Here is a 22,801-nt window from a genome sequence, read left to right on the forward strand (position 1 = left end):
GCAGGCTACCGTTGTGAAGCGTAGCTAATGCAGTTTGCAGTAGCGAGCCACGGGGGCTCTGACGGTTCACGCGAACGCACATGATAAAGGGATTCGCTGCATGAGGAAAACACTACTCGCCTTGCTGCTTCTGGCCTCGGCCGGTGCTGCACAAGGGCAAGTGCAACTCAGGGATGGTTTTCCACAGCAATACACGGTGGTTTCGGGGGATACCCTCTGGGACATTTCCGGCAAATACCTGCGCGAGCCCTGGCAGTGGCCACAGCTGTGGCGGGCCAACCCGCAGATCGAAAACCCCAACCTGATCTACCCCGGCGACACGCTGACGCTCAGCTACGTCAACGGCCAGCCGCAACTGACCCTGAACCGTGGCGAGTCACGGGGCACGATCAAACTGTCGCCGCGCATCCGCACCAGCCCGGTGGCCGAGGCGATTCCGAGCATTCCACTCAAGTCGATCAACAGTTTTCTGTTGAGCAACCGCATCGTCGACAAGGTCGAGGATTTCGACAAGGCGCCGTACATCGTCGCCGGCGATGCCGAACGTGTGCTCAGCGGCACCGGCGACCGGATCTTCGCCCGTGGCCACTTCGACCCGAATCGGCCGGTGTACGGCATCTTCCGCCAGGGCAAGGTCTACACCGACCCGCAGACCAAGGAGTTCCTGGGGATCAACGCCGATGACATCGGCGGCGGCGAAATCGTCGCCACCGAAGGTGACGTCGCCACCCTCGCCCTGCAACGCACCACCCAGGAAGTGCGGCTGGGCGACCGCTTGTTCAGTGGCGAAGAGCGCTCGATCAACTCGACGTTCATGCCCAGTGCCCCGGCTGGCACCATCAACGGCCTGATCATCGACGTGCCGCGCGGCGTCACGCAGATTGGCGTGATGGACGTGGTCACCCTGAACAAGGGCAAGCGCGACGGCCTGGCCGAAGGCAATGTGCTGGTGGTGATGAAAACCGGGGAAACCGTGCGCGACCGGATCACTGGCCAGCCCCTGAAAATTCCGGACGAACGGGCCGGGCTGCTGATGGTGTTCCGTACCTACGACAAGCTCAGTTACGGCCTGGTCCTCAACGCTTCACGCTCGCTGGCGGTGCTCGACAAGGTGCGAAACCCTTAGCAGGCTTAACAAGTTACCAACAGAGTTATCCACAGCTTGTTCCGAGTGGTTCGGGACTTATAACGATCAAGGATGATCCATGATGCTGTCTGCCTGTACGCCGGTTTCCCCTGCGGAACTGGAAGCGCGTTTGCGCCTGCACCGTTTGCCGGATGTCGGCCCGAAACGCTTTGCCAAATTGCTCGAAGCCTTCGGTTCGGCGTCAAAAGCCATCAGTGCGCCGGCCAGTGCCTGGCGTGCGCTGGGATTGCCGGCGGCGTGTGCCGAGGCGCGGCGCAGCCCTGAAGTGCGCGACGGCGCCAGCCATGCATTGCGCTGGCTAGAGCGTCCGCAGCAGCATTTGCTGATGTGGGATCAAGCGGATTATCCGGCGCTGCTGGCACAAATTCCCGACCCGCCGCCATTGCTGTTCGTGGCCGGCGATCCGCTGATTCTGGAAAAACCGCAGTTGGCGATGGTTGGCAGTCGCCGCGCTTCGCGCCCGGGGATGGACACCGCTGCGGCATTTTCCCGTAGCCTCGCCGGGGCCGGTTTTGTCATCACCAGCGGTCTGGCATTAGGCATTGATGCCGCTGCACATCAGGCCGCGCTGGATGTTGGCGGGCAAACCGTCGGTGTCCTCGGCACCGGCCTGGAAAAATTTTATCCACAGCGCAATCAACGCCTGGCCGACGCGATGATCGCCTCCGGCAGCGCGGTGCTGTCGGAGTTTCCCCTGGACGCCGGCCCGAGTGCGAGCAACTTCCCGCGGCGCAACCGAATCATCAGTGGTTTGTCCCTTGGGGTGCTGGTGGTCGAGGCAAGCGTTGCCAGCGGTTCGCTGATCACCGCACGGCTGGCGGCGGAACAGGGGCGCGAGGTGTATGCGATTCCCGGCTCGATTCATCACCCCGGCGCGCGCGGCTGCCACCAGTTGATTCGCGATGGTGCGGTGCTGGTGGAAACCATCGAACACATCCTCGAAGCCTTGCGCGGCTGGCAGCATCTGCCGTTACCCACAGACACGCCGAGCACCGATCATCCCTTGCTCGACCTGCTGCATGCCGCGCCGCAGACCACTGAGGCGCTGGCCCACAGCAGCGGCTGGGCGCTGCCCAAAGTCCTGGCTGCGCTGACCGAGCTGGAAATGGAGGGCCGGGCTGTGAATGAAAACGGCCGCTGGTTTGCGCGGGTGAGCTAGGTTTTACGGGGAAGATCGGTAAACTGCGCGAAACCTGTTTTCGGAGAGTTCTTTCATGGTCAACAGTTGGCGTGTGCAACAAGCCGCACGAGAGATTCGCGCCGGGGCGGTGATTGCCTATCCAACCGAAGCCGTCTGGGGGCTGGGTTGCGACCCGTGGAACGAAGAGGCGGTGGATCGGCTGTTGGCGATCAAGAACCGTTCGGTGGACAAGGGCCTGATCCTGGTCGCCGACAACATTCGCCAGTTCGACTTCCTGTTCGAAGATTTCCCGCAAGAGTGGATCGACCGCATGGCCAGCACCTGGCCGGGGCCGAACACCTGGCTGGTGCCGCATCAGAACCTGTTGCCGGAGTGGGTGACGGGCGTGCACGACACCGTGGCACTGCGGGTCAGCGATCATCCGCAGGTGCGGGATCTGTGCTCGATGGTCGGGCCGCTGATCTCGACTTCGGCCAACCCGCAGGGGCGCCCGGCGGCGCGCACGCGGTTGCGCGTCGAGCAGTATTTTCGCGGGCAGATCGATCTGATCCTCGGCGGGCAGTTGGGTGGGCGCAAGAACCCCAGCGTGATCCGTGATCTGGCAACCGGCAACGTCATTCGTCCTGACTGATTCGGCCTCAAACGTTGGTAATGTGAGTACTCCTCGGCTTGATGGCGAGGAGTACTACGCGTGCCTGCGATTTTTCCTGCAATAACGCTTTTTCTCGTGTCGGAAAAGTCGCCAAGTGCTCGGATTCATTGACTTTTCCCACCTGATTCTCAGACCACGTTCCGTGGCGCTATCGTCAAAAGCAACCATCCTTTCCCTGCACTCGAAACACTTCGATAAGTCAGGTCTGCGGAGAAAGAATGGACACTACGGATTTGCAACTCACGGATTACCTGCAGGCGCTTCAGGTGACGCTGAAAAGTCATTATGAAGGCTGCCGCATCGTGATGCTTGAAGCGGGGTCGGATACCCAGGAATTCGATCGGTTTATCGATCGGCAATTTCGGCTGCGGCTGCAGCATTACATGCTGACGTCGAGGGCGAGGATGCTCGAAACGAGGCTGGAGACAAGGTCACGCAGCACTCACTTTCTGTTGTATCGGCATGAGCAACCGCTGGCGGTATTGAGGGCGACTCCGGCACCGTTCGAATGGGCATCGCTGGCGCAGCAACATGTCTCGCCCACGGTGGCGTTATCACGCCATGTCGAATTCAGCCGCTTGATCGCGCAATCGCCCAACCAGCTGCCCATCGCGGTCAACGGCCTGCTGGCGGCCGCTGCCGAGTGGGCGATAAAACACGGCTACCAGGGTGTGACCGCGTTGTGCAGGTCGCCACAGCTGCGCCTTTACCAGCGTTTTGGCCTGATGCCGATCGCTTCCAACCCCTTGCATATTGAACAGCGCGCACGCGGTGAGTACTGGGCGTTGTCAGCCGAATGGCGGCAAATCCTTGCAGCGGTTCAGCAACCGGATCAGGTGGCTGCGGGCCACTTGGTGCAAAAACCGTTGGCGTGTCATCCGCAGAGGTTCTGAACGCGCGCCAACAGTCTTGCCAGCCGTGGTTTGAAACCCGACTGGCAAGACGCCGAGCGAGGTGTCAGGGCAGCAGAATGGTCGAGCCAGTGGTGCGTCGCGCCGACAATTCGGTCTGCGCCTTCGCTGCATCAGCCAGCGGATAACGCTGGCTGATGTCGACCTTGATCCTGCCGCTGATGATCATCTCGAACAGCTCGTCAGCCATGCGTTGCAGATTTTCGGCGTTGTTGGCGTAGGTCGCCAGGGTCGGCCGGGTCACGTACAGCGAACCCTTGGCCGAGAGAATCCCCAGATTGACCCCGTCCACTGCGCCGGAGGCATTGCCGAAGCTCACCACCAGACCACGTGGCGACACGCTGTCGAGGGACGTCAGCCAGGTGTCCTTGCCGACGCCGTCGTAGACCACCGGGACTTTCTTGCCGTCGGTCAGCTCCAGCACCCGCTGCGCAACGTTTTCGTGGCTGTAGTCGATGGTTGCCCAAGCGCCGTTGGCCTTGGCCAGATCGGCCTTTTCCTTGGAACTGACGGTGCCGATCAGTTTCACGCCCAGTGCCTTGGCCCATTGGCAGGCCAGCGAACCGACGCCCCCGGCAGCGGCGTGGAACAGAATGGTTTCACCACCCTTGAGTTCATAGGTCTGGCGCAGCAGGTATTGCACGGTCAGACCCTTGAGCATGACCCCGGCGGCGGTTTCGCAGCTGATCTCGTCTGGCAGCTTCACCAGATTGGCCTCGGGCAGGACGTGCAACTCGCTGTAGGCGCCCAGCGGGCCACTGCCGTACGCGACGCGATCACCGACCTTGAACCGGGTGACGTCGCTGCCCACCGCATCAACGATGCCGGCGCCTTCAGCGCCCAGGCCGGACGGCAAGGCTGGCGGGGCATACAGACCGCTGCGGAAATAGGTGTCGATGAAGTTCAAGCCGATCGCCTTGTTCGCCACCCGTACCTGATTCGGGCCGGGCGCGGCGGGTTGATAGTCGACATACTCGAGCACTTCGGGACCGCCATGGGCGCGGAACTGGATACGCTTTGCCATCTGCCTGCTCTCCTTGGGTCGTTTGCGAGCCCCCTATCCAACTCCCCTGCTTGATCTTCGTCAACTGCGGCGCTCGGGTCTGCGGTGTTATGCTACGCGCCCATTTGCGCCGACCCCCGCCTGCGGGGCGCCCGCGTAGCTATGCCCTGATCCAAGGTGAAGCCATGACGACCCGCACCGACGCCGTAAAGGCCTATCTGCTCGACCTGCAAGACCGCATCTGCGCCGCACTGGAAACCGAGGACGGCGGCACGCGCTTCGTCGAAGACGCCTGGGCCCGGCCTGCCGGCGGTGGCGGTCGCACTCGCGTGATCGAAAACGGCACGGTGATCGAAAAGGGCGGCGTCAACTTTTCCCATGTGTTCGGCAGCGGTCTGCCACCCTCGGCCAGCGCCCATCGCCCGGAACTGGCCGGACGCGGCTTCGAAGCCCTCGGCGTGTCGCTGGTGATTCACCCACACAACCCGCATGTACCGACCTCCCACGCCAACGTGCGCTTTTTCATCGCCGAAAAGGAAGGTGAAGAGCCGGTCTGGTGGTTCGGCGGTGGCTTCGACCTGACCCCGTATTACGGCAACGAAGAAGACTGCATCCACTGGCACCGCGTCGCCGAGCAGGCCTGCGCGCCGTTCGGGCCGGATGTCTACCCACGTTACAAGGCCTGGTGCGACACCTACTTCCACATCAAGCATCGCCACGAACCACGCGGCATCGGCGGCCTGTTCTTCGATGACCTGAACGAGTGGGACTTCGACACCAGTTTCGCCTTCATGCGCGCCATCGGCGACGCCTACATCGACGCGTACCTGCCCATCGTGCAGCGCCGCAAGCATGATGCGTTCAGCGCCAAGCAGCGTGAATTCCAGGAGTTCCGCCGTGGCCGCTACGTCGAGTTCAACCTGGTTTATGACCGTGGCACATTGTTCGGCCTGCAGTCGGGTGGGCGCACCGAGTCGATCCTCATGTCGCTGCCGCCACAAGTGCGCTGGGCCTACGACTTCAAAGCCGAGCCCGGCAGTGAAGAGGCGCGCCTGACCGACTATTTCCTGCAAGACCGCGACTGGCTGGCCCAGGCCTGAGGACTGTTGATGGATCGTTACGTTGTTTTCGGTAACCCGATTGGCCACAGCAAGTCGCCGATGATTCATAAACTGTTCGCCGAGCAGACCGGGCAGAGCCTCGACTACAGCACTCTGCTGGCGCCACTCGACGATTTTACCGGCTGCGCCACGGCGTTCTTCCTGGAAGGTCGCGGCGCCAACGTCACCGTGCCGTTCAAGGAAGACGCCTACCGCCTGGCGAACAGCCTGACCGCCCGGGCGCAACGGGCCGGTGCGGTGAACACCTTGAGCAAACTGGCCGACGGTTCGTTGCTCGGTGACAACACTGACGGCGCCGGACTGGTGCGCGACCTGACGGTGAACGCCGGGTTCAGCCTGACCGGCAAACGCATCCTCCTGCTCGGTGCCGGTGGTGCGGTGCGCGGGGCATTGGAGCCGTTGCTGGCGGAAAAACCGGCGTCGGTGATCATCGCCAACCGCACGGTGGACAAGGCCGAGCTGCTGGCCGAGTTGTTCTGCGATCTGGGGCCGGTGTCGGCCAGTGGTTTCGACTGGCTGCGCGAACCGGTGGACGTGATCATCAACGCCACCTCCGCCAGCCTCAGCGGCGAGGTGCCGCCGATTGCACCGAGCCTGATCGAGACGGGCCAGACCCTGTGCTACGACATGATGTACGGCAAGGAACCGACCGCGTTCTGCCGCTGGGCCAGTGAGCATGGTGCGGCAGTGTCGATGGACGGCTTGGGGATGCTGGCCGAGCAGGCGGCTGAGGCGTTCTTTTTGTGGCGCGCAGTGCGTCCGGACACGGCGCCGGTACTGGCCGAGCTACGTCGCCAACTCGCCCAATAAATAGCCCTGTGGGAGCGAGCCTGCTCGCGAAGACGGCAACACATCCAGCAATGATGTGTCAGACAGACCGCTTTCGCGAGCAGGCTCACTCCTGCAGAGGTATGCAGTGTTTGTGGGATCAATCCTCAAACCGGATCGGACATTTCTCAGCCCCTTCCAGCTTCCTCAACTCCTCCACCACCTGCGGCCGTGCGCGGCGCAGGGTCAGGCTGCGATCCTGGCGCAGCAGACGCCGGGCCTCCTGGTGCAGCATCTCCACTCCCGAATAATCGATGAAGTTGATCTGCTGCGCCTCGATCACCACCCGCGCGCCGTGCAGTCGTTGCAAACGCACTTGCAGGTAATGGCTGGCGCCGAAAAAGATCGAGCCGCCGACCCGCAGCACATCGTCCTCGCCATCGCGCCAATGTTGCACCCGTGGTTGCGAAGTACGCTTGAGGTAGAAGAACAGCGACGCCAGCACCCCGGCATAGATGGCCGTCTGCAATTCCAGCAACAGGGTGGCGAGGCACGTCAGCGCCATGACCACGAACTCGGCGCGGCTGACCCGCAGCAACGAGCGGATTCCGCGATGATCCACCAGCCCCCAGGCGATCAACAGAATGCTGCCGGCCATGGCCGGAATCGGGATGTGCGCAATCAGTCCGGCGCCGAACATCGCGAATAAGGCGACCCAGATCGCCGAAAACACCCCGGCCAGCGGCGAACAGGCGCCTGCCTCATAACTCAGGCCTGAACGGGTGAACGAGCCGGCCGACAGCGATCCGGAAAAGAACGCCCCGAGGATATTCGATAAACCCTGCGCGCGAACCTCCTGATTGGCGTCGAGCAACTGCTGCGAACGCGCTGCAATCGAGCGGGCAATCGACAGGCTGGTGACCAGCCCGAGCATGCCCACCGCCACCGCGCTCGGCAGCAAACGCAGAATCAGATCCAGATCCAGCGGCAAGCCACTGAACGGCGGCAAACGCCCGACAAAGGCGCTGACCCGGTGCACGTGGCCGAACATCGACGGCCATAACCACACCACCGCACTGCCCAGCACCAGGGTTATCAACAGGGTCGGCCAGCGGGGCAGCAGTCGTCTCAATACCACACCGACCACCACCGTCGCGACGCCGAGTAGCAAAGAAGGTCTATCCACAGCTCGCAGGTGTTGCAGCAGATCCATCAGGCTGGCCAGTGCCGTGGCTTTCGCTGGCAGATCCAGCCCCAGCAGATTGGGCAACTGGCCGATGGCAATCACCACCGCCGCGCCGAGGGTGAACCCCAGCACCACTGAATGCGAGACGAAATTCACCAGGGCGCCGAAGCGCAGCAACCCCAGCAGCCACTGGAAGATCCCGGCAAGAAAGGTCAGCAGCAGAATGAGGGTGATGTAATCCTGGGAGGCCGGCACGGCCAAGGGGCTGACGCTGGCGTAGAGCACAATCGAAATCGCCGCCGTCGGGCCGCAGATCAGGTGCCACGACGATCCCCACAGGCAGGCGATCAACACCGGAATGATCGCCGCATAGAGGCCGTATTCCGGTGGCAGACCGGCGATCAGCGCGTAGGCGATCGATTGCGGTAGCGCGAGAATGGCGCCGCTGAGGCCAACGACAAGATCCCGTCCGACGCTGGCGCGGGTTTGCCGGGGTAGCCAGGTCAGGAAGGGCAAGAGTGAGCGGCGACTGGGCAGGGCCATGGGTCCTCGCGGTTGAGTTTTGCGAAAGCTTAACAGGGTAAAACTTGTGGGAGCGGGCTTGCTCGCGAATGCGGTGTATCAGTCATCAGTGATGTTGATGATCCACCGCATTCTTCGGAACGCCGCCCGGAGCAAGCCCGCTTCCACAGAGATATCTGTGAGGCGCTCCTCTTTGCTGGATCAGAGCTTGGCCTTCACCGCAGGCAACGCATCCTTGCCATCCACGGTCTTCACCCCGTCCAGCCACTTGTCCAGCACCGCCGGATTGGCCTTGATCCACGCCTTCGCCGCATCGGCATTGCTGACCTTTTTGTTCACCACCTCAGCCATGATGCTGTTCTCCATTTCCTGAGTGAACGCAAGATTGCTCAGCAACTTGCCCACATTCGGGCAGGCTTCGGCGTAGCCTTTGCGCGTTAACGTGAACACGCTGCCGGTGTCGCCAAAGTATTTCTCGCCGCCCTTCAGGTAATGCATCTTCAACTGCACGTTCATCGGGTGTGGGGTCCAGCCGAGGAAGGTGACGAATTTCTGTTTCTTAACGGCCCGCGAGACTTCGGCGAGCATCGCCTGTTCGCTGGACTCGATCAGCTTCCATTGTCCGAGGTCGAAGTCGTTCTTCTTGATGATCTCCTGCAGCGAGATGTTCGCTGGCGCACCCGAGCCGATGCCGTAGATCTTCTTCTCGAATTTGTCGGCGTATTTATTCAGGTCGGCAAAGTTATGCACACCCGCGTCCCACACGTAGTCCGGTACCGCCAGAGTGAACTCGGTGCCGTCGAGGTTCTTCGCCAGTTGCGTCACATCGCCAGTGGCGACGAACTTGTCGTAAAAGCCCTGCTGCGCCGGCATCCAGTTACCGAGGAACACATCCACCTGGCCGTCCTTCAAGCCGCCGAAGGTAATCGGTACCGCGAGGGTGTCGACCTTGGCCTTGTAGCCCATGCCGTCCAGCAAAAAACCGGCGATGGCGTTGGTCGCGGCGATGTCGCTCCAGCCCGGATCGGCCATCTTCACCGTTTCGCAGCTTTGCTCGGCGAAGGCCGAGGCACTGCCCAGGGCCAACAGGCCGATCGTCAGTGCTGTGGATAACTTGCGCATGGACTTCCCCTTAACATTATTGGTTTTGGCAGGGTTGTGGATAACGGGCCTTGCGCTCCAGATCGTCGAGGTCGATGTGGTTGCGCATGTACTGCTGACTGGCGTCTACCAGCGGCTGGTGGTCCCAGCTCTTCAGCTTGCCGAGGGTCAGCGCCTGGGCGACGAAGCGGCGGCGGCGCTGGCTGGCGAGCACATCGCGGTGGATTGCCGGAATGTCCCACTTGGCCCGTGCTTCGGCGAGAAAGTCGTCGAACAGCTGGCGATGTTGCGGCGACTGGCTGAGTTCTTCGAGCTCATGGGGATCGTTGTGCGCATCGAAGAGTAGGCAAGGGTCGCTTTCGCTGTAGATAAATTTGTACGCGCCGCGACGGATCATCATCAGCGGGCTGACCGTGCCTTCGGCCATGTATTCGCCGAACACTTCGTCGTGACCGCCCTGCCCTTGCAGGTGCGTCACCAGTGAACGCCCATCCAGCGGCAGGCCGGGTTCCAGGCTGCCGCCGGCCAGCTCGACGAAGGTCGGCAACAGGTCTGCGGTGGACACGGCAGCACTGATCCGCCCGGCAGCGAACTGACCTGGGGCACTTATCAACAGGGGCACGCGGGCCGCCATTTCGTACCAGTGCATTTTGTACCAAAGGCCTTTCTCGCCGAGCATGTCGCCGTGGTCGCCGGAGAAGACGATGATGGTGTCGTCGATCAGCCCGGTATCTTCGAGGGTTTGCAGGAGTTTGCCGACGTTGGCGTCGATATAGCTGCAAGCCCCGAAGTACGCTCGGCGTGCGTCGCGGATCTTGGCCACAGGCAGCGGCTTGTCCCACAGGTCGTAGACCTTGAGCAGACGTTGTGAGTGTGGATCGAGGGAATGTTGATCCGGGGTGGTCGGCAACGGGATGTCGCTGTCGTCGTACAAATCCCAGAACGCCTTGGGAATCGTGTACGGGTCGTGGGGGTGGGTCATCGACACGGTCAGACAGAACGGCTGGTCGCCGTCCTCGCGAATGTGGTCGAACAGGTATTGCTGGGCCTTGAACACCACCTCTTCATCGAAATCCAGCTGGTTGGTGCGCACGCACGGCCCGGCCTGCAGCACCGAGGACATGTTGTGGTACCAGCTTGGGCGCACGTCCGGTTCGTCCCAGTTCACCGCCCAGCCGTAGTCGGCCGGGTAGATGTCGCTGGTCAGGCGTTCTTCATAGCCGTGCAGTTGATCCGGGCCGCAGAAATGCATTTTGCCCGACAGCGCGGTGCGATAGCCGAGGCGGCGCAGGTAGTGAGCGTAAGTGGGAATGTCGGCGGGGAAATCGGCGGCGTTGTCGTACGCGCCGATCTTGCTCGGCAACTGGCCGCTGACCAGGGTGAAACGCGACGGCGCGCACAACGGGCTGTTGCAGTAGGCAGCATCGAACACCACGCCTTGGGCGGCGAGGCGCGAAAGATTCGGCAGTTTGATCGGCGACGGGCCGTAGATCGGCAACATTGGCGCGGCCATTTGATCGGCCATGATGAAAAGAATGTTCTTGCGCTTCATGTGATCGCGGCATTCCATAGTGAATATTTATGCGACATTGCTGCGATCGAGCATGGAGCCCATGCCCAGTCCGGTAAAGCCCGCGCCGGACAATGACTAGGATAAGCACAGCTTATGTATGACGCCCTCGGAAACCTGTCGCTCGACCTGTTGCGCGCCTTCGAGGCGGCGGCGCGCCATCGCAGTTTTACTGCGGCGGCGGTAGAACTGGGCACCACGCAACCGGCCATCAGCCAACAGATCAAGCGTCTGGAAGAGCAATTGGGCGCGCGGCTGTTCGACCGAATCTACCGGGGCATTGAACTGACCGAGGGCGGGACAATTCTGTTCGAGCAGGTTCAGCTCGGTTTGCAGAATATCGATGCAGGATTGAGCGCAATCAGCACACAACAACAGCATGAGGTATTGCAGGTCGCCACCGACTTCGCCTTTGCCGCGTATTGGCTGATGCCGCGCTTGCACCGCTTTCATGAAGCCAATCCGCAGGTCGATGTCAGCCTGGTGACCAGCGAGCGCAACCACAACATGCTGCGCACCGACATCGATGTTGCGGTGCTGTTTGGCGACGGGCGCTTCAAACAGGGCGAAAGCCATTGGCTGTTCAGTGAGGAAGTGTTTCCTGTGTGCAGCCCGCAATTGCTCAAGAACCGGCCCCTGCCCCTGCCCGCCCAGGCGTTGCTGGAATTTCCGCTGCTGCACCTGCGCGGTGAAAACAGCAGCAACTGGTTCGACTGGAGCGGACTGTTTCGCGAACTGGGCATCACTACCCCGCCGGCACCGGGGCAATTGCGTTTCGACAATTACACGCTGTTGATTCAAGCAGCGATTGGCGGTCAGGGCGTCGCCATCGGCTGGCGTCACCTTGTGGATAACTTGCTGACTCAGGGGTTGCTGTGCCGGCCCATCGCCGAGACCACTCTGTCGCGTCTGGGTTATTACGTGGTGCTGCCGCAACGCAAACGCCGTGGTGCGTTGATTCAACAGTTTGTCGACTGGTTGATGGCCGAGCAGGCCAGCAGCGCCGAATCCCTGACAAGCGTGGCGTTGCCTTCGATTGCGATTTGAGGGGCTTTTTACGTACCCGAGGCGGCGACAAAATTCACATGCTGCCCCACATGCAGATTCAGCCGCAGCTCATCGGCAATCCCCACCGCGACCCGGTTCAACCGTTCCAGCGGCTCTGCCAGCCCCGGCTCAAGATTGCCGCCGACCTGGCTGAAATGCTCAATGGTCAGCCCCGCTACACCATGGGGCGCGTTCACCAGTGTCCATTGCAGTGGGCTGCTTTGCAGGGCTTCGTGGATTTCTTCGGCGGCGTGGTGTTGCAGGCCGTCGTCCAGATCCTGTTCATCGAGGACGGCAAAATTCCCCACCAGAAACAGCCGTGGCACGTTGGCCGCCTGTAAGCCGTCGACCAACGCATCGACCGCCAGCACCTGTTCCACTGGTCCGAGCACCACGGAGCGCTCCACATGGTCGCTGCTGAACGGCAAGCCCGGCGCGTCCAGCAGGCAAATCACCGCCGAGCTGCCCGCGACGCTTTGCTTGACCCGCTCGGCGTCGAACAGATCGCCGCTTTTGGTGCGCAGGCCGGGACGTGGCGCGAGCACGTTCAAATCGTCGAGAATCGCGATGACTTCGTGCTGCCTGCGCAGCAATTCAGCCATCAACGCGCCGCCGAGGCTGGCCATGGCACCATACAGCACCACTTTCACCGTCGGGGTTTCGGCATTTTTCATGGCTGAGCTCCTGTTCCTGTCATATGGCGTGTGACCCACAGGAAACGGCGAGGGTTCGAATCGATTCAGAGGCTTGCAACATGCACACGATCAAGGGCTACCACGCCCATATCTATTACGACGCCAGCACCATCGCCCAGGCCCGGGCCCTGTGCGAACAGGCCGCGCAGACATTTGCCTTGAAGATGGGCCGGATGCACGAACGCCCGGTCGGCCCGCACCCGGACTGGAGCTGCCAACTGGCCTTCGGCCCGGAGCTGATTGGCGATGTGCTGCCGTGGCTGGCGCTCAATCGCAAGGGACTGGTGGTGTTCCTGCACCCGGACACTGGCGATGATTTGCTCGACCACACCGAGCATGCGATCTGGATGGGCGCGATACGCCCGCTGGACCTGTCTGTTTTTTGATCAGGCTTTTGTAAACCTACAGGGTTTCTTGCGGTTCACCCGGCAGATGCTCGTCCAGGTGCAGCCACGGCAGTTGGCTGTCGGTCCAGATATGCCGCTCGGCCGCTGCGTGCTCCGGGTGATCCAGCGTGGCGATGGTCACATCGATGCTCTCGGGGCTGAGCAGGGTCACCAGCGCCAGCTGCGCGCCGCACTGCGAACAGAAGTAACGCGCGCAGCTGCTCGACGAGTCATAACGCGAAGGCGTCCCGGCCAGCCAGTGGAAGCTGGCCGCTGGCAGCGTGATCCACGTGGTGACGATGCCACCGCTGACCTTGCGGCAGATCGAACAATGGCAGTGGGCGATGTCACGTAAAGTCCCGCTGAACTGATAGCGAATGTGTCCGCAGTGGCAGCCACCGTTGTGCAATTCACCCATGTCCGCGCCCTCCCGTCCCCGAATTGATTGACTCTAGCCGCATCCGACAGCCGGTTGACCATTCGCCCCACGCTTTCTTCAGCGAAAGGTAGCTGAAAGGTTGCCCGATTAGGATCGCCGCCACTACCGGCAACAGACCGGTTGGCCGATGCGTGTGATCGCTCGCACGACAGGCCCAATTAACAACAACAATGGTGATTCTGATGTCCTCTGTAACCCGCCTCCTCGCTCCAACTCCGCCCGTACGCCTCGTGCTTCCCGTTCTGCGCTGATCCCGTCCGATCCGCTCACTTCACTCGCCGCGCTACGCCTGGAGTATTCCCATGCTGACTTTCCTTGGCTTTGCCATGGTCATCACGTTCATGTTCCTGATCATGACCAAGCGCCTGTCTGCGCTGATCGCCCTGATCATCATCCCGATTCTGTTCGCCCTGTTCGGTGGCTTTGCACCGAAGATCGGCCCGATGATGCTCGAAGGCATCACCAAGCTCGCGCCGACCGGCGTGATGCTGATGTTCGCCATTCTGTACTTCGCCCTGATGATCGACTCCGGCCTGTTCGACCCGGCCGTGCGCAAGATCCTCAAACTGGTCAAAGGCGACCCGTTGAAAGTTTCGGTCGGTACCGCCGTGCTGGCGCTCGTCGTTTCCCTGGATGGTGACGGCGCGACCACTTACATGATCTGCGTGGCCGCCATGCTGCCGCTGTACAGCCGCATCGGCATGAGCCCGCGAATCATGGCCGGTCTGATCATCCTCGCCGGTGGCGTGATGAACATGACCCCCTGGGGCGGCCCGACCGCCCGTGCCGCCAGCGCGCTGCATGTCGATCCGTCGGACATCTTCGTGCCGATGATCCCGGCGATGGCCGCCGGTGTGGTGGCGATCCTGATCATTGCCTATTTCTACGGCAAACGTGAACGTGCGCGTCTGGGTGAGTTGCACCTGATCGGCGACGAGATCGACCACAGCGAAATCAGCGTGTCGCAGTTCCCGGATGCCCGTCGTCCGAAGCTGATCTGGTTCAACGGCCTGCTGACCCTGGCGCTGATGTGCACCCTGATCGCCGGCCTGTTGCCTCTGCCGGTGCTGTTCATGGTGGCGTTCAGCATCGCGATGATCGTCAACTACCCGTGCCTGCAAATGCAGAAGGACCGCGTTGCGGCCCACGCCGGCAGCGTGCTGTCGGTGGTCAGTCTGATCTTCGCTGCGGGCATCTTCACCGGTATCCTGTCCGGAACCGGCATGGTCGACGCCATGTCGAAAAGTCTGCTGGCGGTGATTCCGGACTTCCTCGGCCCGTACCTGGCGGTCATCACGGCGCTGGTGAGCATGCCGTTCACCTTCTTCATGTCGAACGACGCGTTCTACTACGGCGTGTTGCCGGTGCTCTCCGAAGCGGCCAGCCATTACGGCATCACCGCGGTGGAAATGGCCCGTGCCTCGATCGTCGGTCAGCCCGTCCACCTGCTGAGTCCACTGGTTCCGTCGACTTACCTGCTGGTGGCGTTGGCCGGTATCGAATTCGGTGATCACCAGCGTTTCACCCTGAAGTGGGCAGTGCTGGTCTGCCTGTGCATACTGGTGGCCGCCTTGCTGCTGGGGACTTTCCCGCTGTTCAGCACGTTGTAACGGCATTAACTCACCCTGACGCCAGCTGCTTGCTGGCGTCATGGTTTAACACTCGCTCAAAGGAATACACATGGATTGGCTGACCAACCCCGAAATCTGGGTTGCCTTCTTTACCCTGACCGCCCTGGAAATCGTTCTGGGCATCGATAACATCATCATGATTTCGATCCTGGTCAGCCGCATGCCCAAGCATATGCAGCAGCGCACGCGGATCTTCGGGCTTGGTCTGGCGATGATCACGCGGATCCTGTTGCTGCTGTCGATCACCTGGGTCATGCGCCTGACGGCCGACCTGTTCGTGGTGTTCGGCCAGGGCATTTCCGGTCGCGACCTGATCCTGTTCTTCGGTGGCCTGTTCCTGTTGTGGAAGAGCTCGCAGGAGATGTACCACGCGCTGGAAGGCGAAGACGAAAGTGGCGACGAGCCTTCGGGCAAGGGCGGCAACTTCCTCTACACCATCATCCAGATCGCGATCATCGACATCGTGTTCTCGCTGGACTCGGTGATCACCGCTGTCGGCATGGTGTCCCACGTGCCGGTGATGGTGGCGGCGATCGTCGTTGCGGTGCTGGTGATGATGCTGGCCTCGGGCAAGATCAGCGAATTCATCGACAAGCACCCGTCGCTGAAGATGCTGGCGCTGTCGTTCCTGCTGGTGGTCGGTACCGTGCTGATTGCCGAGTCGTTCGACGTGCATGTACCGAAGGGTTACGTCTACTTCGCCATGGCGTTCTCACTGGCGGTGGAAGCGATCAACATCAAGATGCGCACCGCGATCGCCAAGAAGAAAAAACAGCAAGACCCGGTGAAGCTGCGCAAGGACATCCCGGGGCAGTAATCCGGTAATCCGCAACACCCTTGTGGGAGCGGGCTTGCTCGCGAAGACGCGGGATCAGTCGACGATGAGGTTGACTGACCCACCGCTTTCGCGAGCAAGCCCGCTCCCACATTGTTTTGTGGTGTTGCCGGATCGGGTTCATTCCGGGTGTTCGGCTGAAGTGTTTTTCATGACGCTTTTGTTTCAATCCACTGTTTAGCTGTGCAATGCTGGCGCCCAGACCGTTAGCCAACTACAGCTTAAGTATCAAAAACGTAGAAACCGCGCGGTACCGTCAACTTGCTCCTCTGGGGCGCTGCAACTACAGGGGGTCTGCATGCTCACCCTGCTCAATCTGCTTTCTGCCGTGGCCCTGCTGATCTGGGGCACGCACATCGTCCGAACCGGCATCCTGCGGGTGTACGGCACCAACCTGCGCCATGTGATTGGCCAGAATATGTCCAAACGCTGGCTCGCGTTCGTGGCCGGTATCGTCGTGACCGCGATGGTCCAGAGCAGCAACGCCACCGCCATGCTCGTCACCTCCTTCGTCGGCCAGGGCTTGATGGCGCTGACCCCGGCGCTGGCGACCATGCTCGGCGCCGACGTCGGTACTGCGCTGATGGCGCGGGTGCTGACGTTCGACCTGTCGTGGCTGTCGCCGCTGCTGATTTTTCTCGGGGTGATTTTCTTCCTGTCGCGCAAACAGACGCGGCTCGGCCAGATGGGCCGGGTGGCGATCGGTCTGGGGCTGATCATTCTCGCGCTGCAACTGATCGTCGAAGCCGCCGCACCGATCACCCACGCCCAAGGGGTGAAAGTCATCTTCGCCTCGCTGACCGGTGACATCCTGCTCGATGCCCTGGTGGGCGCGCTGTTCGCAATGATTTCCTACTCCAGCCTCGCCGCCGTGCTGCTGACCGCCACGCTGGCCGGCGCCAGTGTGATCAGCCTGCCGGTGGCGATCGGTCTGGTGATTGGCGCCAACATCGGCAGCGGCGTGCTGGCGTTCATGAGCACCAGCATGCAGAACGCGGCCGGGCGGCAAGTGGCGTTGGGCAGCCTGCTGTACAAACTGATCGGCCTGCTGTTGATCATTCCGGTACTCGATCCGCTGGTGCACTGGATCGACAGCCTCGATTTCAGCCCGCAGGAAATGGTCATCGGCTTCCACCTGCTCTACAACACCGCGCGTTGCCTGATCCTGTTGCCGAGTGTCGGGCCGATGGCGCGGCTGTGTGCCTGGCTGCTGCCGGAGCGTCCGGAGGTCAATGGCACCGCCAAACCCCGGCATCTGGACCCGACAGCGCTGGTCACACCGAGTCTGGCACTGGCAAACGCCGCTCGCGAGACCCTGCGCATGGGCGACCTGATCGACAACATGCTCGATGCCACGCTCGATGTGCTGCGCGGCAAGCAGACATCGGTCACCCTCGAAATGCGCCGCATGACCGATGATGTCGAAGCACTGTACAGCGCGATCAAGCTGTATCTGGCGCAAATGCCGCGCGAGGATCTCGGCGAGCAGGACAGTCGGCGCTGGGCAGAGACCATTGAGCTGGCGATCAACCTGAAACTGGCCAGCGACCTGATCGAACGCATGCTGCGCAAGGTGCAGCAGCAGAAAACCTCGCAACGGCGCTCGTTCTCCGAGGACGGCCTGGAGGAACTGGCCGGGCTGCATCAGCAACTGATCGCCAACCTGCGGCTGGGGCTGTCGGTGTTTCTCAGCGGCGACAAGGAAAGCGCCCGTCAGTTGCTGCGCGAAAAACGTCGCTTCCGCGCACAGGAACGCCGTTTGGCCCATGCCCATGTCAGCCGTTTGCAACGCAAGATCGTGCAGAGTCTGGAAACCAGTTCGCTGCACCTTGAGCTGATTGCGGATATGAAGCGCTTGAATTCGCTGTTTTGCAGCAGTGCTTATGTGGTGCTGGAAACGGCGGATACCGGGGCGTTGGAAGCGGATGATATTGCCGACATTACGCATTCGCCTTGAACGTCTGTGGCTGAGGTCAGTCAGTACCATTGATTCAGCCGCAAGATATTCGCGAGCAGGCTCGCTCCCACAGGGAATGAATTTCAAGGTGGGAGCGAGCCTGCTCGCGAAAGCGGTCTGAATAGCGACACGGATCTCCAAATCAGCCGTACGGAAGCCTGTTATGCGTTGCCTGTTGTTCGCCTGTCTGTTGCTCGGTTCCCTGCCCGCCTTCGCCGTTGATCGATTTCAGGTCGAAGGCTATGCGCTGCCCAACGGTTTGCAGCTATTGCTCAAGCCCGGCACCGAACGCGGGCATGTGGCGATCCGCCTGGTGGTGGGCGTCGGCCTCGACGATTTCGACTGCGATGAAAAAGAGCTGCCGCACCTGCTCGAGCACCTGCTGTTCAGCGGTGTCGATGCCACCGGCGAAGGCGGCCTTGAGGAGCGCATGCAGGCGTTGGGCGGCGAGTGGAACGCGTTCACCAGCAACGCCGACACCACGTTCGTCATCGAAGCCCCGGCGAAGAACCAGCGCAAGGTTCTCGACCTGCTGCTCGGCCTGCTGACCCAGACCCGCATCGACGACAATGCGATAAGCGCTGCCAAACGCGTGGTCGAGCGTGAAGACGGCGGCCATTACACGCGCCTGCAGCGCTTTCTCGACCGTCAGGATCTGGGTCACACCGCGAGCAACCAACTGGCGGTGGAGCTGGGCCTGAAATGCCCGCAACGGGCCGAGGTCGGTCACTTGACCCAGCAGCAACTGGAGAAGGTACGCAAGACCTGGTACGCGCCGAACAACATGACCCTGATCGTCGTCGGCGAGCTCGACAAACTGCTGCCGGCCTATCTGGAACGCACCTGGGGCGCACTCGAAGCAGTCGACCCGGCCGAGCACCGTGAGCTGCCGGACATCCGCACCAGCGCGGCCCATGAACGCACCCTCACCCGTGGCTTCATCGGCGACAGCGCCAAGCTGCACTGGCTGGTGCCGGAGCCGATGCTGGACGATCAGTACGACGAGACTTTCGACATTCTCAAGGACTACCTCGACTGGGCGCTGTACCGACAGATCCGCCTGAACCACGGCTTGTCCTACGGGCCATGGGCCGAGCGCGAAGTGTTTGGCGGGGTCGGCTTCATGAGCCTCAATGCCGACGTGGATCGCGATGACCTTGCCGAAGCCAAGCAGGTGCTGGAAGACCTCAAGGCCGACCTGCTGAAAAACGGCCTCGACCCCGACACCTTCGCCCGGATCAAACAGGCCGCCATCGCCCATCAGGCCTGGGCGGTGCAAGGCAACAGCGCGATGGCCGATTACTACTGGAGCGCGCTGGGCGATTACGAAGATGGCCGCTTTGCCAACCCTGCCCGGGAGCTGCAAGGCGTGACGCTGGACACGGCGAACAAGGCCATGCGCGAGTTGCTGTTGCAGCCGGGGTATCTGCGGATCGAGAAGCCGTTGCTCAGTGATGATGAGGTGTTGTGGCTGGTGGCGGGCGGATTGGGCGTCGTGCTGCTCATCCTGGTGGGTTGGCGCCTGCACCGCCGCAAGCCAGCCAAACACTGAACCTGTGGAATCTGTGCTGACTTACTGACCGGGAGCCTCGCCACGTCGCCCGGCGGACGGTACTCTGTCGGGGTTTTTTCCTCTCCAGTCGTGAACCGTCCACATGCCGAAAATACCCCTCCTGATCCAGCGCATTCTCGAACTGATGAAGCGCTACCCCGGGGTCATTGCGCTTGGCGGTTTCATCTCCGGGGTCGGCAGTTTCATTCTGGTCGATCGCCAGCAAGGCCTGGCGAGCTGGATCACCATCATCATGCTGCTCAGCTGGCTCTGGCTGATGCTGGAAAACACCCTGACCGGGTTGTTCACGCGTATCTTCAAGCGGGAAATTCCGCAGCCGCTGCTGCGCTACGCGACGCAGATGATCCACCAAGAAAGCCTGTTTTTCGTTCTGCCGTTCTTCTTCATCACCACCACCTGGAACAGCGGGCAACTGATCTTCACCGGCCTGCTGTGCATCGCCGCGCTGATCTCGATTGTCGACCCGCTCTACTACAAATGGCTGGCGCCACGGCGCTGGGCGTTTCTCGCACTGCACACCCTGACCCTGTTCGCCGCCCTGCTCACCGCGTTGCCGGTGATCATGCACCTGACCACCGCGCAGAGTTTCAAATGGGCGCTGGGCACGGCGGTGGTGTTGTCGTTCCCGAGCCTGGCGTCAATCTTCCCGATCCGCACTGTGCGCAACGCGCTGGCGATCCTGTGCATCACCGTCGGTATCGGCGCGGTCGGCTGGACCCTGCGCTCGTGGGTGCCGCCGGCCACGCTATGGATGACCGACGTGGCAATCAGTACCCAGTTGCAGGACCGCACCCCCGGCGCCAGTCTCGACGAGGTCAGTGCCGAGCAGATCCGCAACGGCGGGCTGTACGCCTACACCGCAATTAACGCGCCGCGCGGGCTGGATGAGCGCATTTATCACGTGTGGCAGTTCAACGGTCAGGAAGTCGACCGCATCGCCCTCGATATCCATGGCGGGCGCAAGGAAGGCTACCGGGCCTGGACGCACAAGCAGAACTTCCCCGCCAATCCGGTGGGCAAGTGGCAGGTGCGAGTGCTGACCGAGGACGGCCAGGTGATTGGCGTGCTGCGATTCGAAGTGACGGACAGCACAGCGATCAAAGAAAAGTAATCCGGTTCGTGCTATTACGTATGCCTGCGTATTTAGCCGAACAAGCACGGAGCTTATGACCAGCAGCTCGATGACCGGTAATGCCCGACTGGACACGTCGCTCAGCCCTGCCCGCCTGCGGGTGTCCGGGGACTGGACGCTTGCCCATTACGCCGAACTCAAGCACCTGACCGAACAACTCCACGGCCAGTACGACGCCAATACCGTCGTTGACCTCAATAGCCTTGGTGCCCTCGACACCGCGGGCGCTTCCCTGCTGGTGGAGCTGCTGGGTGCCGAGCGTCTGGGCAAATCCGCCGAACATCCCGACTGCTCGATCTCCCAGGCTGACCGCGCGTTGCTGCAAACCGTGTATCGCTCGCTGACTGACTTCTGCGTGCCGATCAAGGAGCCGGAAGTCAGCGTCAGTGTGCAACTGCTGACCCGCATCGGACGCGCGGTGGAAACGGTCTGGCAGGACACTCTGCAGGTGTTGGGTTTCATCGGCCTGATCCTCGAAACCATCGCCCGCAACCTGTTCCGGCCCAAGCGCTGGCGGGTCACGCCAGTCGTTGCGCACATCGAACAGACCGGCCTCGACGCTGCGCCGATCGTGGCGCTGCTGACCTTTCTGGTCGGCGCGGTGGTGGCGTTTCTCGGTGCGACGGTGCTGGCCAGCTTCGGCGCGACGATCTTTACCGTGGACCTGGTGGGCTTCTCGTTTCTGCGCGAGTTTGGCGTGTTGCTCACGGCGATCCTGATGGCTGGCCGCACTGCCAGCGCATTCACTGCGCAGATCGGCTCGATGAAGGCCAACGAGGAGATCGACGCGATCCGCACCCTGGGCCTCGACCCGATGGAGCTGCTGGTGGTGCCGCGCGTGTTGGCGATGCTGGTGGCGCTGCCGATGCTGACGTTTCTGGCGATGCTCTGCGGGATCATCGGCGGTGGCGTGGTGTGTGCGGTGTCGTTGGGGATTTCGCCGGCGATGTTCCTCTCGCTGCTGCAAAGCGACATCGGTATCCAGCACTTTCTGGTCGGCCTGGTGAAGGCGCCGATCTTTGCCTTCCTGATCGCGACGATTGGTTGCCTGGAGGGCTTCAAGGTCAGCGGCAGCGCCGAGTCGGTCGGCGCGCACACCACGTCCGCCGTGGTGCAGTCGATTTTCGTGGTGATCGTGCTTGATGCGGTGGCTGCGCTGTTTTTCATGGAGATGGGCTGGTGAGTCGTCTACCCCGCGCGCCCTCGCAGGCGGTGATCGAAGTCCGTGGCCTGTGCAATCGCTTTGGCAGCCAGAGCGTGCACGAGAACCTCGATCTGGACTTGTACAAAGGTGAAATCCTCGCCGTGGTCGGCGGCTCCGGCAGCGGCAAATCGGTGCTGCTGCGCAGCATTGTCGGTTTGCGTCGGCCCAGCGAAGGTAATGTGAAGGTGTTCGGCCAGAATCTGCCGAGCCTGTCCGAACACGAGCGCTCGCTGGTCGAGCGACGCTTCGGCGTGCTGTTCCAGAAAGGCGCGCTGTTCTCCTCGCTGACGGTGACCGAGAACGTCGCCCTGCCGCTGATCGAACACGCCGGCCTGAGCCGCAACGACGCCGAGCATCTGGCGGCGGTGAAACTGGCGCTGGCCGGGCTGCCGCTGTCGGCGGCCGACAAGTACCCGGCCTCGCTGTCCGGCGGGATGATCAAGCGCGCTGCACTGGCCCGGGCGCTGGCGCTGGATCCGGACATCCTGTTTCTCGACGAACCCACCGCCGGCCTCGATCCGATTGGCGCGGCGGCGTTCGATCAACTGATCCTGACCCTGCGCGACGCGCTGGGCCTGAGCGTGTTTCTGGTGACCCACGACCTCGACACGCTCTACACCATCACCGACCGTGTGGCGGTGCTGGCGCAGAAGAAGGTGCTGGTCGCCGGTCCGATCGACGTGGTCTCGGAAACCGATGACGCGTGGATTCACGAATACTTCCACGGCCCGCGCGGCCGCTCGGCGCTGGACGCCGCCAAATTGCTCAACGAGGTCTGAC

Annotated in this window: 21 protein-coding genes; 15 read left to right on the forward strand and 6 right to left on the reverse strand. The window is 61.9% G+C overall.

From position 1 onward, the window contains the following. Positions 1–100 precede the first annotated feature (100 nt). The 4 genes from AC1UK9_RS00210 (at position 101) to AC1UK9_RS00225 (ending at position 3,833) form a co-directional block, all read left to right on the forward strand. Positions 101–1,126: a LysM peptidoglycan-binding domain-containing protein gene (locus AC1UK9_RS00210; protein ID WP_025112269.1), complete on the forward strand. Its 1,026-nt coding sequence runs from the start codon at positions 101–103 to the stop codon at positions 1,124–1,126. Between the two features lie 79 nt (positions 1,127–1,205). After that, positions 1,206–2,306 carry a DNA-processing protein DprA gene (dprA, locus tag AC1UK9_RS00215; RefSeq protein ID WP_482578936.1) on the forward strand — a complete coding sequence of 367 codons (1,101 nt, stop codon included), beginning with the start codon at positions 1,206–1,208 and terminating at the stop codon, positions 2,304–2,306. Positions 2,307–2,361: 55 nt separating this feature from the next. Next, positions 2,362–2,919 carry an L-threonylcarbamoyladenylate synthase type 1 TsaC gene (gene tsaC, locus AC1UK9_RS00220; protein ID WP_025112271.1) on the forward strand — a complete coding sequence of 186 codons (558 nt, stop codon included), beginning with the start codon at positions 2,362–2,364 and terminating at the stop codon, positions 2,917–2,919. A 239-nt stretch (positions 2,920–3,158) separates the two neighbouring features. Then, positions 3,159–3,833: a hypothetical protein gene (locus AC1UK9_RS00225; protein ID WP_482578937.1), complete on the forward strand. Its 675-nt coding sequence runs from the start codon at positions 3,159–3,161 to the stop codon at positions 3,831–3,833. 64 nt (positions 3,834–3,897) lie between these two features. On the opposite strand, the gene AC1UK9_RS00230 is transcribed toward AC1UK9_RS00225, so the two are convergent. Continuing rightward, complete coding sequence (locus AC1UK9_RS00230) at positions 3,898–4,875, reverse strand: NADPH:quinone reductase (RefSeq protein ID WP_473014036.1); 978 nt, start codon at positions 4,873–4,875, stop codon at positions 3,898–3,900. A gap of 164 nt (positions 4,876–5,039) precedes the next feature. On the opposite strand from AC1UK9_RS00230, the gene hemF reads away from it, so the two are divergent. Next, on the forward strand, positions 5,040–5,954 hold the full coding sequence (gene hemF / locus AC1UK9_RS00235) for an oxygen-dependent coproporphyrinogen oxidase (protein WP_025112274.1): 915 nt from the start codon (positions 5,040–5,042) through the stop codon (positions 5,952–5,954). A 9-nt stretch (positions 5,955–5,963) separates the two neighbouring features. Then, complete coding sequence (aroE, locus tag AC1UK9_RS00240; RefSeq protein WP_482578938.1) at positions 5,964–6,785, forward strand: shikimate dehydrogenase; 822 nt, start codon at positions 5,964–5,966, stop codon at positions 6,783–6,785. Positions 6,786–6,903: 118 nt separating this feature from the next. Here aroE and AC1UK9_RS00245 read toward each other — a convergent pair whose 3' ends face one another. From AC1UK9_RS00245 to betC, 3 genes are all read right to left on the reverse strand, one after another. After that, the gene (locus AC1UK9_RS00245; RefSeq protein WP_473014038.1) at positions 6,904–8,472 is read right to left on the reverse strand and encodes a SulP family inorganic anion transporter; all 1,569 of its coding nucleotides are present in this window, start codon (positions 8,470–8,472) and stop codon (positions 6,904–6,906) included. A gap of 180 nt (positions 8,473–8,652) precedes the next feature. Further along, positions 8,653–9,573, reverse strand: a complete 921-nt coding sequence (choX, locus tag AC1UK9_RS00250) for a choline ABC transporter substrate-binding protein (protein ID WP_482578940.1) — start codon at positions 9,571–9,573, stop codon at positions 8,653–8,655. Between the two features lie 16 nt (positions 9,574–9,589). After that, on the reverse strand, positions 9,590–11,104 hold the full coding sequence (gene betC / locus AC1UK9_RS00255) for a choline-sulfatase (RefSeq protein WP_482578941.1): 1,515 nt from the start codon (positions 11,102–11,104) through the stop codon (positions 9,590–9,592). 114 nt (positions 11,105–11,218) lie between these two features. Between betC and AC1UK9_RS00260 the strand changes: the two genes are divergently transcribed. Beyond that, on the forward strand, positions 11,219–12,169 hold the full coding sequence (locus AC1UK9_RS00260; RefSeq protein ID WP_473014040.1) for a choline sulfate utilization transcriptional regulator: 951 nt from the start codon (positions 11,219–11,221) through the stop codon (positions 12,167–12,169). 8 nt (positions 12,170–12,177) lie between these two features. Here the strand turns inward: AC1UK9_RS00260 and AC1UK9_RS00265 are convergent, their stop codons facing one another. Further along, positions 12,178–12,843, reverse strand: a complete 666-nt coding sequence (locus AC1UK9_RS00265; protein ID WP_482578942.1) for an NAD(P)-dependent oxidoreductase — start codon at positions 12,841–12,843, stop codon at positions 12,178–12,180. Between the two features lie 80 nt (positions 12,844–12,923). On the opposite strand from AC1UK9_RS00265, the gene AC1UK9_RS00270 reads away from it, so the two are divergent. Then, entirely contained in the window at positions 12,924–13,250 is a 327-nt protein-coding gene (locus tag AC1UK9_RS00270) for a DOPA 4,5-dioxygenase family protein (protein WP_482578944.1), read from the forward strand. A gap of 16 nt (positions 13,251–13,266) precedes the next feature. Here the strand turns inward: AC1UK9_RS00270 and AC1UK9_RS00275 are convergent, their stop codons facing one another. Continuing rightward, complete coding sequence (locus AC1UK9_RS00275; protein ID WP_473014042.1) at positions 13,267–13,668, reverse strand: GFA family protein; 402 nt, start codon at positions 13,666–13,668, stop codon at positions 13,267–13,269. Positions 13,669–13,991: 323 nt separating this feature from the next. Between AC1UK9_RS00275 and AC1UK9_RS00280 the strand changes: the two genes are divergently transcribed. From AC1UK9_RS00280 to AC1UK9_RS00310, 7 genes are all read left to right on the forward strand, one after another. Then, the gene (locus tag AC1UK9_RS00280; RefSeq protein ID WP_007954069.1) at positions 13,992–15,299 is read left to right on the forward strand and encodes a CitMHS family transporter; all 1,308 of its coding nucleotides are present in this window, start codon (positions 13,992–13,994) and stop codon (positions 15,297–15,299) included. 70 nt (positions 15,300–15,369) lie between these two features. Continuing rightward, the gene (locus AC1UK9_RS00285) at positions 15,370–16,137 is read left to right on the forward strand and encodes a TerC family protein (protein WP_025112283.1); all 768 of its coding nucleotides are present in this window, start codon (positions 15,370–15,372) and stop codon (positions 16,135–16,137) included. A 316-nt stretch (positions 16,138–16,453) separates the two neighbouring features. Continuing rightward, complete coding sequence (locus AC1UK9_RS00290; protein WP_473014044.1) at positions 16,454–18,112, forward strand: Na/Pi cotransporter family protein; 1,659 nt, start codon at positions 16,454–16,456, stop codon at positions 18,110–18,112. Between the two features lie 163 nt (positions 18,113–18,275). Beyond that, on the forward strand, positions 18,276–19,664 hold the full coding sequence (locus tag AC1UK9_RS00295) for a M16 family metallopeptidase (protein WP_482578945.1): 1,389 nt from the start codon (positions 18,276–18,278) through the stop codon (positions 19,662–19,664). Positions 19,665–19,767: 103 nt separating this feature from the next. Beyond that, positions 19,768–20,796 carry a DUF5924 family protein gene (locus AC1UK9_RS00300; protein WP_025112286.1) on the forward strand — a complete coding sequence of 343 codons (1,029 nt, stop codon included), beginning with the start codon at positions 19,768–19,770 and terminating at the stop codon, positions 20,794–20,796. A gap of 55 nt (positions 20,797–20,851) precedes the next feature. Next, on the forward strand, positions 20,852–22,000 hold the full coding sequence (locus tag AC1UK9_RS00305; RefSeq protein ID WP_025112287.1) for an ABC transporter permease: 1,149 nt from the start codon (positions 20,852–20,854) through the stop codon (positions 21,998–22,000). After that, complete coding sequence (locus AC1UK9_RS00310; protein WP_482578946.1) at positions 21,997–22,800, forward strand: ABC transporter ATP-binding protein; 804 nt, start codon at positions 21,997–21,999, stop codon at positions 22,798–22,800. Before AC1UK9_RS00305 ends, AC1UK9_RS00310 begins: the two co-directional genes overlap by 4 nt. Position 22,801 lies beyond the last annotated feature (1 nt).

The organism is Pseudomonas sp. AK-TSAG1-1 (assembly GCF_056821665.1).

Bases quoted from the DNA above. Each gene is read 5' to 3' on its own strand.
- AC1UK9_RS00280 (WP_007954069.1), top strand. From the start codon at position 13,992: ATGCTGACTTTCCTTGGCTTTGCCATGGTCATCACGTTCATGTTCCTG.
- AC1UK9_RS00275 (WP_473014042.1), bottom strand. From the start codon at position 13,668: ATGGGTGAATTGCACAACGGTGGCTGCCACTGCGGACACATTCGCTAT.
- AC1UK9_RS00265 (WP_482578942.1), bottom strand. From the start codon at position 12,843: ATGAAAAATGCCGAAACCCCGACGGTGAAAGTGGTGCTGTATGGTGCC.
- aroE (WP_482578938.1), top strand. From the start codon at position 5,964: ATGGATCGTTACGTTGTTTTCGGTAACCCGATTGGCCACAGCAAGTCG.
- AC1UK9_RS00225 (WP_482578937.1), top strand. From the start codon at position 3,159: ATGGACACTACGGATTTGCAACTCACGGATTACCTGCAGGCGCTTCAG.
- AC1UK9_RS00285 (WP_025112283.1), top strand. From the start codon at position 15,370: ATGGATTGGCTGACCAACCCCGAAATCTGGGTTGCCTTCTTTACCCTG.
- choX (WP_482578940.1), bottom strand. From the start codon at position 9,573: ATGCGCAAGTTATCCACAGCACTGACGATCGGCCTGTTGGCCCTGGGC.
- dprA (WP_482578936.1), top strand. From the start codon at position 1,206: ATGATGCTGTCTGCCTGTACGCCGGTTTCCCCTGCGGAACTGGAAGCG.
- AC1UK9_RS00270 (WP_482578944.1), top strand. From the start codon at position 12,924: ATGCACACGATCAAGGGCTACCACGCCCATATCTATTACGACGCCAGC.
- AC1UK9_RS00230 (WP_473014036.1), bottom strand. From the start codon at position 4,875: ATGGCAAAGCGTATCCAGTTCCGCGCCCATGGCGGTCCCGAAGTGCTC.
- AC1UK9_RS00300 (WP_025112286.1), top strand. From the start codon at position 19,768: ATGCCGAAAATACCCCTCCTGATCCAGCGCATTCTCGAACTGATGAAG.
- AC1UK9_RS00260 (WP_473014040.1), top strand. From the start codon at position 11,219: ATGTATGACGCCCTCGGAAACCTGTCGCTCGACCTGTTGCGCGCCTTC.
- AC1UK9_RS00245 (WP_473014038.1), bottom strand. From the start codon at position 8,472: ATGGCCCTGCCCAGTCGCCGCTCACTCTTGCCCTTCCTGACCTGGCTA.
- AC1UK9_RS00210 (WP_025112269.1), top strand. From the start codon at position 101: ATGAGGAAAACACTACTCGCCTTGCTGCTTCTGGCCTCGGCCGGTGCT.
- AC1UK9_RS00305 (WP_025112287.1), top strand. From the start codon at position 20,852: ATGACCAGCAGCTCGATGACCGGTAATGCCCGACTGGACACGTCGCTC.
- tsaC (WP_025112271.1), top strand. From the start codon at position 2,362: ATGGTCAACAGTTGGCGTGTGCAACAAGCCGCACGAGAGATTCGCGCC.
- AC1UK9_RS00295 (WP_482578945.1), top strand. From the start codon at position 18,276: ATGCGTTGCCTGTTGTTCGCCTGTCTGTTGCTCGGTTCCCTGCCCGCC.
- hemF (WP_025112274.1), top strand. From the start codon at position 5,040: ATGACGACCCGCACCGACGCCGTAAAGGCCTATCTGCTCGACCTGCAA.
- AC1UK9_RS00290 (WP_473014044.1), top strand. From the start codon at position 16,454: ATGCTCACCCTGCTCAATCTGCTTTCTGCCGTGGCCCTGCTGATCTGG.
- betC (WP_482578941.1), bottom strand. From the start codon at position 11,104: ATGAAGCGCAAGAACATTCTTTTCATCATGGCCGATCAAATGGCCGCG.